This window comes from Sporichthyaceae bacterium, from assembly GCA_036269075.1.
Classification (GTDB): Bacteria; Actinomycetota; Actinomycetes; order Sporichthyales; family Sporichthyaceae; genus DASQPJ01.
Genome location: DATASX010000018.1, coordinates 1 through 13,794 on the forward strand (window position 1 = coordinate 1; position 13,794 = coordinate 13,794).

The window sequence follows — 13,794 nt, forward strand, 5'->3', positions numbered from 1 at the left end:
GGCTACGACTTGGACTGGAGCCTCGATCGGTGGCGCGAGTACCTGTCCACCGACCCGGTGACGGTGGAGCCGTCGCAACCGCCGGCGGATCCGGTCGTCGACCAGTCGGAGATCCCGGACCGGAATCCCGCCGGCTACGACCTGGGCTGGAGCCTCGATCGGTGGCGCGAGTACCTGTCCACCGACCCGGTGGCAGCGGAGCCGACGCAACCGCCGGTGGAGCCGGCTGCCGACCGGCCCGAGACCCCGGAGCAGAGCTCGGTCGACTACGACCTGGACTGGAGCGTCGAGCGCTGGCTCGAGTACCTGCGCAGTGCCGCTTGAGCCGGAGCGCGGCGCCCCGGCGATGATTGCACCGTGCACGACGCAGGCAGCCCGCCCCGGGTACTGAGCGACCCAGGCTTTCCCGACGACGTCGGCGGGGCTGACGCGGCGTTGGATGCCGTCCTGGCCGGCTGGAGCGCCGCCGGGCCCGCCGAACCGGTGCTCAGCGCGCTGCTGGATACCCGGGTGCTGGTCCCGATCGTCGCGATCCTCAGCGCGAGCGACGATGCGACCGGGGCGGAGAAGGCCACCGATATGGCAGTGGTAACCCTGCGCGGTGACGACGGCCGGGTCGCCCTGCCCGCATTCACCTCGATCGAGCGGCTGTCCGGATGGCATCCCGAGGCGCGGCCGCTGCCGATCACCGCGGTCCGGGCGGCACAGGCGGCGCTGTTCGAGAACGCCGACCTGCTCGTGCTCGACCCGGCCGGCCCGGTCCCGTTCCTGGTCGAAGGCCGGGCCTTGCGCGCCCTTGCCGAGGGCCGGGTGCCGGTGCCACCGGTGCAGGATCCCGAGGTCGCGGGCGCGTTGCGGGCCCGGCTGGCGAGCGAACCGGCGGTCGCCGCCGCTGTTCTCGTCGGCTGCGCCGACCCGAGCGGCCCGGACCTCACGCTGGCGCTCGTACTCGACGTCACCCGCTGCCCGGACCCGGCCGCGTGCCTGCACGCGCTGTCCGCCGACCTGGCCGCCGACCCGGTGCTACGCGACCGGCTGAGCCGGGGCCTGGACCTCGCACTGGTCCCCGAGGCCGCGTTGCCCGGCGGCGTGCTGCTGGTCGGCGAACCCAGGGGCGCCGCGGACTGCTGAGCCGGCGAGCCCGACTGCTAAGCTGACGGACGGCCTCCCCGGAGATCCGATTTCCGGGGCGTGAAAGCGGAGTCCGACTCCCACCCGCAACGACCTACCGGTCGTCGGGTTCTGGGCCCGGGCGGATCTTCGGGTCCGTCTTCAGCGGTTGCCCCGGCAACCGTGGGGTTCGGTTTGTCGGCTTCCGCGAAGCACGGGCGCGGAAGCCTTTTCCGTGTTCGGGGGGTCGAACGGCAGTACTCCGAGGAGGGCACATCAGCACAGAACCGCGCATCAACGACCGGATCCGGGTTCCCGAGGTCAGGCTCGTCGGGCCGAATGGCGAACAGGTCGGAATCGTGCCGATCGCCAAGGCTCTCGAGCTTGCGCGCGAGTCCGACCTGGACCTGGTCGAGGTGGCCGCCACCGCGCGTCCGCCGGTGGTCAAGCTCATGGACTACGGCAAGTTCAAGTACGAGTCCGCGATGAAGGCCCGTGAAGCGCGACGCAATCAGGCGCAGACCGTCATCAAGGAGATGAAGCTGCGTCCCAAGATCGACCCGCACGACTACGAGACGAAGAAGGGCCACGTCGTCCGGTTCCTCAAGGCCGGCGACAAGGTGAAGATCACGATCATGTTCCGCGGCCGGGAGCAGTCCCGTCCGGAGCTCGGTTTCCGCCTGCTCAAGCGCTTGGCCGACGACGTCCAGGAACTCGGCGTGGTCGAGTACGAGCCGCGTCAGGAGGGCCGGAACATGCTCATGGTCCTGGCCCCGACGAAGAAGAAGGCCGAGGCGATGGCCGAGGCTCGGCAGGCCCGCGACGAGCGCCGCAAGGATGCGGGGTCCGCCGAACCCGCCGAGGACGACGCGCCCGAAACCGAAGCGGTCGCCGAGAGCTGAGCCGTCCGCAAGTCCCGCACAGCCGGCTGAACGAACTACGGAGAGAGCCCGACGATGCCCAAGGCCAAGACCCACAGCGGCGCCAGCAAGCGCTTCAAGATCACCGGGACCGGCAAGGTGATGCGCGAGAAGGCGAACGCCCGGCATCTGCTCGAGCACAAGTCCTCCCGTCGTACCCGTCGGCTGGCGATGGAGGCCGAGCTGGCGCCGGGCGACCGCAAGCGTGTCCTGAAGCTGCTGCGCAAGTAGTCCGTCCTCGCGCGCAGCAGTGCGCGTCCGCCCTCAGTTTGATCCAGGAGTTTGAAGCGACATGGCACGCGTGAAGCGGGCGGTCAACGCCCAGAAGAAGCGTCGAGAGGTTCTCGAGCAGGCCAGCGGTTACCGCGGCCAGCGTTCCCGGCTGTACCGCAAGGCCAAGGAGCAGGTAACCCACTCCCTGGTCTACGCCTACCGGGACCGCAAGAAGCGCAAGGGCGACTTCCGTCGGCTGTGGATCCAGCGAATCAACGCCGCCTCCCGGGAGAACGGCCTGACTTACAACCGGTTCATCCAGGGCCTGCAGCTGGCCGAGATCGAGGTCGACCGCCGCATGCTCGCCGAGCTCGCGGTCAACGACCCGGCGGCGTTCACCACGCTCGTCGAGATCGCCAAGGCGGCGTTGCCGGCCGACCGCAACGCTCCTGCGGCCTGACATAAGCGCACCACGCAGCCGCTCGATGCCGGGGGAGATCACCTCGGCCCGGGCGGCCGCTGTTGTCGCAGCTGTCCGGTTGGGCAAGCGCGCCTTCCGGACCCGCGACCGGAGGTTCCTCGCCGAGGGGCCGCAGGCCGTCCGCGAGGCACTGGCCTGCCCGGGCACGGTCAGCGCGCTGTTCGTCACCGCGGAGGCCGAGGCCCGGCACCCGGACCTGATGGCGGCCGCCGACGTCGTGGGGCCGGCCGTGCACCGCGTGTCCGGTCCGGTGATGGAAGCTCTCGCCCAGACCACGACCCCGCAGGGGATCGTGGCCGTCTGCGGGTTCGTCGATGTGGGGTTGCCGGCGGTGCTCGACGCCGCCCCGCGGTTGTCCGTGCTGCTGGCCCAGGTGCGCGATCCGGGTAACGCCGGGACGGTGATCCGGGTGGCCGACGCCGCCGGTGCCGCCGCGGTGCTGCTGTCCCACGGTTCGGTCGACGTCTACAACGCCAAGTGCGTCCGGGCCGGGGCGGGCAGCATGTTCCACCTGCCGATCACGGTCGACGTGGACACCGCGCGGACGGTGGCCGCGCTGCGGCAGGCCGGGATGCGGGTGCTGGCCGCCGACGGTCGCGGCCGCCTCGACCTCGACGACCTGGCCGACTCCGGCGGGCTCGCGGCGCCGACGACCTGGATCTTCGGCAACGAGGCCTGGGGTCTGCCGGCCGAGGTGGCCGAGCTGGCCGACGATGTCGTCCGGGTGCCGATCCACGGCCGGGCCGAGAGCCTCAACCTCGCCACCGCGGCCGCGGTGTGCCTCTACGCCTCGGCCCGTGCGCACCGGCGCGGAGATTAAACTCCCGAACAGGCCAAGTCCGGACGAAACTGTTCTCCCGTTTCGTCGCGTTGCCGCAAACCATCCGCACAGCTGCCACGCTTCCGCGATCCTGCAAAGGTGAGGGAAACCCGCCGCCCTTGCGGTGACCAGCTCGACGGTCGCATCGCGTACGACGAACTGCCCGACGGTCTGGTCGTCGCCGACGACAGCGGCCAGGTGATCCTGGTCAACCGTCGCGCCGAACGCCTGCTCGGTCTGCCGGCCGACGAGCTGATCGGCAAGGACCTGCCGCACGTACTCCCGCTGGTCGACCGCTGCGGTCGGGACTGGTGGGAGGTTGCGGACCCCTACGGCGGCCTGGCGACCCGTACCGGCCACCCGGAGCAGTCGCTGCTGCTGGGCTCCCGGGAGATGCTGGTCTGCGCCACGTTCGTGCGTGAGCAGCCCCTGGGTCAGGTCCACCGGCTCGTGGTTACGTTGCGTGGTGGGGCCGGCCGGGAACGGGCCGAACGGGCACGCGCCGATCTGGTGGCCACCGTCGCGCACGAGCTGCGCACCCCGCTGGCTGCGGTCAAGGGCTTCACGACCACGCTGCTGCGCCGGTGGGACCGCTTCGACGATGCCGAGCGCCGCGAACTGGTGGCCGCCGTCCGGTCCGACGCCGACCGGCTCGGCCGGTTGGTCGGTGACCTGCTCGACGTCGGCCGGATCGAGGCCGGGCGTCTCGACCTGCGGCGCAGCCCGGTCGACCTGATCGAGTTGGTCCAGCGGCAGGTGGCCGCCCAGGTGGCCGCCGGTGTGCCGGCTGAACGCTTCCGCGTCGAGCAGAGTGGCCCGGTCGGTGTACTCGCCGTCGACACCGACCGCGTCGAGCAGGTGCTGGCGAACCTGCTGGACAACGCGGTGCGGCACGGCGCCGGCCGGGTGACGATGCGGCTCGAGGCCTGCCCGGACGGCGTCGCCGTGACGGTGAGCGACCAGGGCGACGGCGTCCCGGCGGAGCAGAAGAACCTGGTGTTCCAGCGTTTCTGGCGCGACGGGCGCCGCGGCGGCAGCGGGCTCGGGCTGTACGTGGCGCGCGGACTGGTCGAGGCGCACGGCGGCACGATCGGCGTGGGCCGCGCGGCCGGTGGCGGCGCCGCCTTCCGCTTCACCCTCCCCGCCGCCTGAGTCACCCTAAGTTGCATCTTCTGTGCGCGTCCGCGCCCTTCGGGGGCCCTCGAAGGGCGCGGACGCGCGCAGAAGACGCGAGAGAGTTCGGGACGGTGGCGGCCATAGGATTCCTGGGTGTCTGCGCCTAATTCGTCCTTCGACCCAGTGCAGGTCGCCGCGCTCGATCCTGAGCTCATCGAGCGGCTGACCGCCCAGGCGATCGCGGCGATCGCCGCCGCCGGGGATCTCGCCGCCCTCAAGCAGGTCCGTCTCGACGTGGCCGGCGACCGATCGCCGCTGGCGCTCGCGAACCGGGAGATCGGCGCGCTGCCGCCGGCCGCGAAGGCCGATGCCGGCAAGCGCGTCGGGTCCGCCCGCAAGGCCGTCGCCGACGCGATCACCGCCCGCACCGTCGAACTCGAGGACGAGCGCGACGCCCGGGCGCTGGTCGAGGAGGCCGTCGACGTCACGCTGCCGACCGACCGCGCCCCGCGCGGTGCCCGGCACCCGCTGTCGACCACCGCCGAACTGCTTGCCGACATTTTCGTCTCGATGGGTTACGAGATCGCCGAGGGCCCCGAGGTCGAGACCGAGTGGTTCAACTTCGACGCGCTCAACATCGCGCCCGACCACCCGGCGCGCACGATGATGGACACCTTCTTCATCGACCCGCCGGAGAATGGCCTGGTGCTGCGCACCCACACCTCGCCGACGCAGATCCGCGCGCTGATGGACCGTCAGTTGCCGGTGTACGTCGTGCACCCGGGCCGGGTGTTCCGCACCGACGAACTCGACGCGACCCACACCCCGGTGTTCCACCAGATCGAGGGCCTCGCCGTCGACCGCGGGATCAGCATGGCCCACCTGCGCGGCACCCTCGACCACCTCGCGTCGTCGCTGTTCGGCGATGGCATCCGCACCCGGTGGCGGCCGTCGTACTTCCCGTTCACCGAACCCTCCGCGGAGTTCGACCTGCAGTGCTTCGTGTGCCGCGGCAAATCGGTCGGAGACCCGGCAGCGCCTGACTTCTTCGGGCCGTGCCGGACATGCCGCTCCGAGGGCTGGATCGAGTGGGGCGGCGCCGGGATGGTCAACCCGCGCGTGCTCATCGCCTGCGGGGTCGACCCGGAGATCTACACCGGCTTCGCTTTCGGCATGGGCATCGAGCGCACGGTGATGTTCCGCCACGGCATCGACGACATGCGGGACATGGTGGAGGGCGACGTTCGGTTCACCCTGCCGTTCGGGGTGGAGGTCTGATGCGCGCGCCCATCTCCTGGATCCGGGACTTCGTGCCCGGCCTGCCTGTTGATCTGACGGGGCGTCAGGTTGCCGAGAAGATCATAGCCGCGGGCCTGGAGGTGGAGACCGTCGAGTCCGTCGGCGGCGAGGTCACCGGTCCGCTGGTGGTCGGTCGCGTGCTGTCCATCGAGGAGCTTCGGGAGAAGGAGAAGCTCAAGAAGGACATCCGGTACTGCCGGGTCGACGTCGGCCCGGAACACAACGAGACTCACGGTGTCGGCGCCGGTTCGCGCGGGATTGTCTGCGGGGCAAGGAATTTCGCGCTCAGCGACGTGGTCGTGGTCGCGCTGCCGGGGACCGTCCTGCCGGGTGCCGAACCCGGTGAGCACTGGGCCGTCGCCGCCCGCAAGACCTACGGGCACGTCTCCGACGGGATGATCTGCTCGGAGCGCGAACTCGGCATCCCCGAGGGCGACCACGCGGGCATCATCGTGCTCCCGCCGACCACCCCGATCGGTGCGGACGCGAAGGCCGTGCTCGGCATGGGCGACGAGGTGCTGGACATCGCGGTCACCCCGGACCGGGGTTACGCGCTCTCGATCCGCGGTGTGGCCCGCGAGGTGGCCACCGCGTTCGACGTCGAGTTCGTCGACCCGGCCGCACCGATCACCGCGCCGACCGCGGCGGGCTACCCGGTCCGTGTCGCCGACCCGACCGGCTGCGACCGGTTCGTCGCCCGCGTCGTCACCGGGCTGGACCCGAGCGCGCCGTCGCCGGAGTGGATGCGCCGCCGGATACAGGCCTGCGGGATGCGGTCGATCTCGTTGGCCGTCGATGTCACCAACTACGTGATGCTCGAACTCGGTCAGCCCACGCACGCCTACGACCGGGCCAAGCTGCGTGGGGCGATCGGCGTACGCCGGGCCGCGTCAGGGGAGAAGTTGGAGACCCTCGACGGCGCGGTGCGCGACCTCGACCCCGGCGACCTGCTGATCGTCGACGACTCCGGCCCGATCGGCCTGGCCGGCGTGATGGGCGGCGCGAGCACCGAGATCGGCGCGGGAACCACCGACGTCGTGATCGAGGCCGCGCACTTCGACCCGGTCACGATCGCCCGGGTGGCCCGACGACACCGCCTGGCCAGCGAGGCCTCCCGGCGCTTCGAACGCGGCGTGGACCCGATGCTGCCGCCGATCGCGGCGGCCCGTATCGCGGGCCTGCTCGCCGAACTCGGCGGCGGCACGATCGAGGACGCCGGCACGGACGAGAACATGCTTCCTGCGCCGGCCACGATCACCCTCGACGTCGCCTACCCCGCTCGGTTGGCCGGCCGCGACCTGGACGGCGGGACCGTGCAGCGGCGGTTGGTCCAGGTCGGCGCGACCTGCGCAGTCGACGGTGCGACGTTGACCGTCACCCCGCCGTCGTGGCGGCCCGACCTGACCGACCCGGCCGACGTCGCCGAGGAGGTCATCCGCCTCGAGGGCTACGACTCGGTCCCGGCCCTGCTGCCACGGGCACCGGCCGGACGCGGCCTGACGTTCGAGCAGCAGCGGCGCCGCAGCGTCTCCCGCGCCCTGGCCGGCGCCGGATTAGCCGAGGTGCTCTGCTACCCGTTCGTCGCGGCCCGCGAGTTCGACGCGCTCGGCCTGCCCGTCGACGACGTGCGGCGTTCCGCGCTGCGGCTGGCCAACCCGATCTCGGAGGCCGAACCGCTGCTGCGCACGACGCTGCTGCCGGGCCTGTTCGCGGCGCTGCGGCGCAATCTCGGCCGCGGTACGGCCGACCTGGCCCTGTTCGAGGTCGGTCGGGTGTTCCGGCCGTCGCTGACCGGCGGACCCGCGCCCCGGCCGCCGGTGGACCGACGTGCCACGCCGGAGGAGTTGGCCGCGACCGAGGCCGCCCTGCCGCACCAGCCCCGGCACGTTGCCGTGGTGATGACCGGCGCGCGGTTGCCGAACGGCTGGTGGGGCGCCGGCCGTGAGGCCGACTGGGCCGACGCGATCGAGGCCGGCCGGGCCGTCGCAGCCGCGGCGGGCACCGATCTGACGGTGCATCAGGACAACCTGGCGCCGTGGCACCCGGGACGGTGTGCGGCGCTGACCGTCGCCACCGACGACGGCGACCTGGTGCTGGGGCACGCCGGTGAACTGCACCCGCGGGTGATCGGGGAGCTGTCGTTGCCGGCCCGCACCGTGGCGATGGAACTCGACCTCGACCTGTTGCTCGAGCACGCGAACGCCGTCACCCCGGCGCCGCGGATCTCCGGATTCCCGCCGGCCACTCAGGATGTCGCGTTGATCGTCGCCGCCGACGTGTCGGCACAGGACGTGGCCGCCGCACTGCGGGAAGGCGCGGGTGAGCTGCTGGAGTCGATCCGGCTGTTCGACGTCTGGACCGGCGAGCAACTCGGCGCCGACAACAAGTCGCTGGCGTTCGCTTTGCGCTTCCGGGCGCCGGACCGCACCTTGACCGCCGAGGAGGCGAGCGCGGCACGCGAGGCTGCGGTGGCCCGGGCCGGCGAACTGACCGGCGCAGTGCTGCGCCGTGCCTGACCTACCCCACAGCTGCGGCCTGTCGAACGTTTCTCGCTGCGTCGGAGGTCGACCGTGAACACGCAGGGCGCCCGAGCGGGGGTACGGGACCGGGAGGCGTTTTTCTGTGCCGCCTACGAACTGCTGGCCGAACGCGGCTGCACCGGGCTGACGATCGCCGCGATGTGCGAGCGACTGCGCGTGACCAAGGGCTCGTTCTACCACCATTTCGAGGACATGCCGGCGTTCGTCGCGGCCTTCGCGCAGCGGTGGCAGACGTATTTCGTCGGGTTCTTCGACTCCTTCGCGCAGGTGCCGGACGCGCGTCGGCGCTTGGCCGCCTGTGCGAACAACGCGGGGGCGTCCATCTCCCCGGGGGTGCGCAGCGTCCTGGCTTGGGCCCGGACCAACCAGGCGATAGCCGATGCGGTCGGGGAGGTCTATCGCAGCGTGTGGGCGCTGAGCGCGGGCAGCTTCACGGACTGGGCGGGTGATTCCGACACCGGCGCGGTTCTCGGTCCGATGGCGAATTCGGTGGCCATCGGGGCGCAATCGCGTCCGCGGGTGCTGTCGGCCGAACGCTGGATCCTGTGGTGTGCCGCCATCTACGAGGGCCTCGGCGTGACCGGCGGGGTCATCCGCGTGGAAGGACGTCCCTGTCTGCAGGTCCACTCCTGGCGCCGCATGGACACGGTGGCGACCTCGGCCGGCGACGTGGCGGACCTGGTCGATGCGATCGGCATCGTCCCGGGCGCCGACGCTTGGACGAGGTTGGGCACCGCGTCCGGCTCGCGGGATCGGTACTTCGGCGCCGCCGGTGAATTGCTCGCGGCGCAGGGATCCGACGGCCTGACGGTCGCCGCGATGGTAGACCGACTCGAGCTGACCAAGGGCTCGTTTCACCATCACTTCGGGGCATTGCCGGACTTCGTGACGGAATTGGCCGCCGCCTGGGCCGCGGCGGAACTGCACCGGGTCGAGGAACTGCTGGCGGAACGTAATCCCTGGCGCCGATTGGAACTGCTCCACGCCGATCTCTTGGTCGGCCCGACACAGGCCGCCGTCGCCTGGCGGGCTTGGTCCCACTCGAACCCCTCGGTGGCGTCGGCCGTGCGCGCGGTCGACGAGCGCCGCGAACGGGCGCTCGCCCTGACGCTGGCCCGGATCCGCGGGACCTGCGACGAGCGATTCCTGGCCGAGATGACCTATTCCATGAGCCTCGGCCTGCATGCCTGGCAGCCATCGCTGGACCGGGGCGTGATCGCCCGCGCCGCGATCGAGTGGATGCGCCGGATGCTCGACATCGAGGCCGAGGTGGTCACCGCCGCCGGCGTCCCGACGTTGGCGCTGCGGGCCGCATGAGCGGTCGACACGCCGCCGTGAGCAGGCGACCTCCGGCGCGGGGCAACGGTTTCTTCTCGGCCGGCCCAAGCCGATTGCGATCCGGGGCACTCCCGCCGATCGTCGGAGAAATGGGACATCACTCCGAGCCGCGCGTGGGCGCCCGGCGGGCGCGGCGGGCCGCGTTCGCCGGGGCCGTGGCCACCGCTGCGGCCGGGCTCGCGGTGGCGCTGGTGCTCGGCACCGGAGGCGCCTCAGCCGACGGGACCCCGTCCCCGCCGATCCCAGGCCTGCCGCCGATCCCGCTCCTGCCGAACCTGGGGCAGAAGCCGACCCCGGCGCAACCGGGCGCGCAGGCGCCCCCCTGGGCGGCCGGACTGCCGGCGGAGACCAGTCAGATCATCCGCACCGTCTACAGCCACCAGTGGTGCTCGGAGGTCTACTGCACCAGGACCGAGGCCTGGGAGAAGATCGGCGGCGCCTGGCGCCTGGCCGCCGGGCCCGGGCTGGACGGAGAGGCGGTGTTCCGCTCGACGGTCGGGCCCAAGGGGTTCGCGCCGGTCGGTCGGCGGCGCACCGACGACGGGCGGACGCCGTCGGGCGTCTACGACATCTACCTGACGTTCTCCACCACGCCCACGGCGCCGGGGCCCATGCCGTGGCGCCGCCGCTTGGCGACGTCGGTGATCGGCTCGGAGCCGGGGCCGACGTACAACACCTGGCTGGAGAACGGGCACGGCGGCAACCGTCCCTCGATGCAGTACGGGTTCTGGTTGGACTACAACCATCCGCGCATGCACCCCGGCGCGGCGCCGGAGCCGGACCCGTCCCTGGGCAGCGGGATTTTCTACCACACCTCCTGGCCCTCGACCCGATGGTTGCCGACCTACGGCTGCACAAACGTCTCGCTGCCCAACCAGATGGGCTGGCTGGTGGCCTGGCTGCGCCCGGAGGCTCACCCGCGGGTGCTCAACAACATCTGAGCGCCTGGCAATCTGTACCCGTGTGCGGACGCTACGGCGCCAGTTGGGGCGTGGACGACCTGGTCGCGGAGTTCGGGCTCGACTCTGTCGACTTCGGAGAGGCCGAGCGGCTCGAGCCGGACTGGAACGTCGCCCCGACCAAACCGGTGTACGCAGTGGTGACGCGGCGTCAGAAGGACGCGCCCGCCGAGGAACCGGCCACCCGGCGACTCGTCGTGCTGCGTTGGGGTCTGGTCCCGTTCTGGGCATCCGACCCCAAGGTCGGCAGCCGGATGATCAACGCCCGGATCGAGACCGCGGCGACCAAACCGGCGTTCCGTGAGGCGTTCGCCAGGCGGCGCTGCCTGCTGCCCGCCGACGGCTACTACGAGTGGTATGCCACGGACACCCCGGCCGGTAAGCCGACGAAGCAGCCGTACTTCATCCGCCGCCAGGACGGGGGGACGTTGGCGATGGCCGGCCTGTACGAGTTCTGGCGCGACCCGACCCGAGGACGTGACGACCCGTCAGCGTGGCTGCGTACCTGCACGGTGCTCACCACCACGGCCACCGATGCGATCGGCCACATCCACGACCGGCAACCGATGTTCGTCGAGCCGCAGGCCTGGTCGACCTGGCTCGACCCGACCGTCTCCGATGCCGCCGTGGTGGCCGACCTGCTGGTCGCCGGGCCCACCAGTGGTCTGATCGCGCATCCGGTCTCGACGGCCGTGAACAACCACCGCAACAACGGGCCCGAACTGGTCGCCCCGGTCGACGAGGCCGCGTCCTACACGCTGTTCTGAGCCACCCCGCTCCCCGACTTGTGCTGCCTGTTCCACCTGTCCGGCGCGGTCAATGCGTGGGACAGGCAGCAGAAGTGCGGGGAGGGAGGCACGCGGCTGCGGCCTCGGCGGCGGCGATGTCCGGGGGTGGACCGGCCGGCAGGCCGTGCTCGACGTCGACGTGGACGTGGTCCAGGTGTCGCAGGGTCGGGTCGGTGGTGTTGCCGCTGGGGTGGGTGTAGGGCCGCCAGCCCTGGTCGGAGTGCAGCGCGCTCCACAGATGGTCGTCGAAGATCACCGTGGCGATCTGGAGAAAGTCGGCCTGGGCCACGAGCCATTGGGCCAGCAGCCAGCCGCGTCGGTTGTTCTCCGGGTCCGAGGTCGGGAACGAGACGTCGATCGCCCGGCCCTCGTAATGCGCGGAGTTCTCGATGTGGCCGGTGAAGATCCCGCCGGGTTCGAACCCGCCGACCGGGCGCCCGCCGTAGGCCTCGAAGAACGCGAACAACATCGTTTGCGCCCGCATGGTCAGCCCGTTGGTGAGCATCTCCTCACGGGGCACCGGACGCACCGCAACCGTGCACGTCAGCTTTTGCGGGTCGTACAGCGCCAGCACGGAGTCGACGGCCCAGGTGGGCGGCAGGTGCTGGTAGCGGTGTTTGAGCATGCGCTGGGTCTGCACCGGCGTCGGGACCCGACGCAGGTGCTTCTCGTGCAGGGCGTGCTCGAAGGCCAGGGCGGCGGTCGCTACCGAGGCGTTGGTGCGGTAGGCGCCCGCGGTGATCATGGTCAGCGCGCGAGCCGCGGTCAGGTCCAGCGACCACGCACCGGACGGCAACGTAAGCCGGCACTGCGGGTTCGTGCCGACGACCGCCGGGACCAGGTGCGGGCCGCTGCTGCGGGTCACCGAGCGGGAGGCGGCGGGCATCGGTTGGTCGTCGAGGGCCGGAGCCTGAGTCGCGGCCGGTGCGGCAGCTGCGGCGACGACGAACCCGGCGGGGGAGTCACTGGCTCCGCCGCGCAGTGCCAGGGTCCCGGCTACCGTCAGCGCCACTGCCACGACGACTCCGAGCAGGGGCCGACGGCGGGGCGTCCAGCGCCGGTGGGCAGCGCTCATCATCGGGTTCTGAGCTCGGACGGCCCGGAGTTAACCGGCGGAAAGGATGCATCCGGTCACAATTTCGGCGAATCGCCGTCCAAATTCACCGAAGGTGGCGCCCCGCCTACGCAGCGGCGCCGGAATCCAGGGTCAGTCGACGACGATCTGCAGCTGGCTCGGGTTGCGGGTCGAGGCGGCCTTGTTCGCGGCCAGCGCGGCGGCCTGGCTCAACGGGCTGCCGGCGGCGGTGGCCGAAGCGCCGGCCGACGGCGCGGCGGGGGACATGTTCCAGCCGCCGGAAGGCTGCCAGTTGTGTTGGTCGAAGCTGATCTGCCCGACCCCGTACGAGGACTCGCGGGCGACCAGCCAGCTGGCCAGCACCCAGCCGGTGGACAGCCGGGTCGGGTTGATCGGCCCTAGGGAGACGGTCAACCCGGTGCCCGACGAGGCCTGCGCCGCCGCCGCGCCGGTCGCCCCGGCCAGCTGCAGCTTCCCGAACGCGTCCTGGACTCCGGTCCTGACTGCCTCGGCGCGCGGGGTCAGCCCGTCGGTGCCCGGCTTCTGCGCCGGCAGCGTGGTCGGGGGCACCGAGCACGTCATCGCGTCCGGCTGAGTTACCGCCTGGACCTCGGCCAGGCTCAGGGGGGTCGCGGCGATCGCGTCCTCCTGGGCCAGGATCGTCAGGGTCTGGGTGACGTTCGGCAGGTACTTGGCGCGGTCGGTCAGGACGATGTCGAAGGCGCGCGCGGTCTGCTGCGGGATCGCCCCGACCTGGGTGCCGACGCCGGCGATCATCGTCAGGGTCCGGGCGCGGTCGACGTCCATCGAGTGCAGGCGGTTGCCGACCAGCAGTGTGCAACTGCCCGCGTCTGTGGAGGCGAGCGGCGAGACGTCGGCGACCGGTTTGGCGTTGCCGCCGCCGGAGGCCCAGGTCATCCCCACGGTGGCCGCGCCGACGATCACCAGCACGCCCAGGCCCAACGCGAAAACCGGGCCGTGGCCGAACGCGGCCGGCAGGTGCCACTCGCGTCGGCGTCGGACGGTCCGTCGTCCAGCCATCTTCAGCTCTCCCTGGGCCCCGCGCGACCGCCTCGGTCCCGGCGCGGCTCAACCCAGAGTGCTCGATCAGTGGCTTTCTGTACTGGCCCTTTAC

The 13,794-nt window shown here is 71.6% G+C and carries 14 protein-coding genes; 12 read left to right on the top strand and 2 right to left on the bottom strand.

The genetic code is table 11. From position 1 onward, the window contains the following. The 12 genes from VHU88_03320 to VHU88_03375 all read left to right on the top strand — a co-directional run. On the top strand, positions 1 to 324 hold a 324-nt coding region (locus VHU88_03320; GenBank protein HEX3610694.1), incomplete at its 5' end, for a hypothetical protein. Between the two features lie 33 nt (positions 325 to 357). Next, positions 358 to 1,131 (top strand): SseB family protein, encoded by a 774-nt coding sequence (locus VHU88_03325; protein ID HEX3610695.1) that lies wholly within the window; start codon positions 358 to 360, stop codon positions 1,129 to 1,131. A gap of 254 nt (positions 1,132 to 1,385) precedes the next feature. Then, positions 1,386 to 2,012 (top strand): translation initiation factor IF-3, encoded by a 627-nt coding sequence (gene infC, locus VHU88_03330; protein HEX3610696.1) that lies wholly within the window; start codon positions 1,386 to 1,388, stop codon positions 2,010 to 2,012. Between the two features lie 54 nt (positions 2,013 to 2,066). Continuing rightward, the gene (gene rpmI, locus VHU88_03335; GenBank protein ID HEX3610697.1) at positions 2,067 to 2,261 is read left to right on the top strand and encodes a 50S ribosomal protein L35; all 195 of its coding nucleotides are present in this window, start codon (positions 2,067 to 2,069) and stop codon (positions 2,259 to 2,261) included. 61 nt (positions 2,262 to 2,322) lie between these two features. After that, the gene (gene rplT / locus VHU88_03340; protein ID HEX3610698.1) at positions 2,323 to 2,703 is read left to right on the top strand and encodes a 50S ribosomal protein L20; all 381 of its coding nucleotides are present in this window, start codon (positions 2,323 to 2,325) and stop codon (positions 2,701 to 2,703) included. 25 nt (positions 2,704 to 2,728) lie between these two features. After that, on the top strand, positions 2,729 to 3,544 hold the full coding sequence (locus VHU88_03345) for an RNA methyltransferase (GenBank protein ID HEX3610699.1): 816 nt from the start codon (positions 2,729 to 2,731) through the stop codon (positions 3,542 to 3,544). A gap of 99 nt (positions 3,545 to 3,643) precedes the next feature. Next, the gene (locus VHU88_03350) at positions 3,644 to 4,696 is read left to right on the top strand and encodes an ATP-binding protein (protein ID HEX3610700.1); all 1,053 of its coding nucleotides are present in this window, start codon (positions 3,644 to 3,646) and stop codon (positions 4,694 to 4,696) included. Positions 4,697 to 4,813: 117 nt separating this feature from the next. Next, positions 4,814 to 5,938 (top strand): phenylalanine--tRNA ligase subunit alpha, encoded by a 1,125-nt coding sequence (gene pheS, locus VHU88_03355; GenBank protein ID HEX3610701.1) that lies wholly within the window; start codon positions 4,814 to 4,816, stop codon positions 5,936 to 5,938. Further along, entirely contained in the window at positions 5,938 to 8,475 is a 2,538-nt protein-coding gene (pheT, locus tag VHU88_03360; GenBank protein HEX3610702.1) for a phenylalanine--tRNA ligase subunit beta, read from the top strand. The genes pheS and pheT overlap by 1 nt, the downstream gene beginning before the upstream one ends. 54 nt (positions 8,476 to 8,529) lie before the next feature. Continuing rightward, a complete protein-coding gene (locus VHU88_03365; protein ID HEX3610703.1) occupies positions 8,530 to 9,816 on the top strand; it encodes a helix-turn-helix domain-containing protein in 1,287 nt (428 codons plus the stop codon). A gap of 110 nt (positions 9,817 to 9,926) precedes the next feature. Then, positions 9,927 to 10,778: a hypothetical protein gene (locus VHU88_03370; GenBank protein HEX3610704.1), complete on the top strand. Its 852-nt coding sequence runs from the start codon at positions 9,927 to 9,929 to the stop codon at positions 10,776 to 10,778. A 20-nt stretch (positions 10,779 to 10,798) separates the two neighbouring features. Continuing rightward, entirely contained in the window at positions 10,799 to 11,563 is a 765-nt protein-coding gene (locus tag VHU88_03375) for an SOS response-associated peptidase (GenBank protein ID HEX3610705.1), read from the top strand. A 49-nt stretch (positions 11,564 to 11,612) separates the two neighbouring features. On the opposite strand, the gene VHU88_03380 is transcribed toward VHU88_03375, so the two are convergent. Both VHU88_03380 and VHU88_03385 read right to left on the bottom strand, forming a co-directional pair. Then, positions 11,613 to 12,659, bottom strand: a complete 1,047-nt coding sequence (locus VHU88_03380) for a hypothetical protein (GenBank protein ID HEX3610706.1) — start codon at positions 12,657 to 12,659, stop codon at positions 11,613 to 11,615. A gap of 132 nt (positions 12,660 to 12,791) precedes the next feature. Beyond that, on the bottom strand, positions 12,792 to 13,700 hold the full coding sequence (locus VHU88_03385) for a hypothetical protein (protein HEX3610707.1): 909 nt from the start codon (positions 13,698 to 13,700) through the stop codon (positions 12,792 to 12,794). Positions 13,701 to 13,794 lie beyond the last annotated feature (94 nt).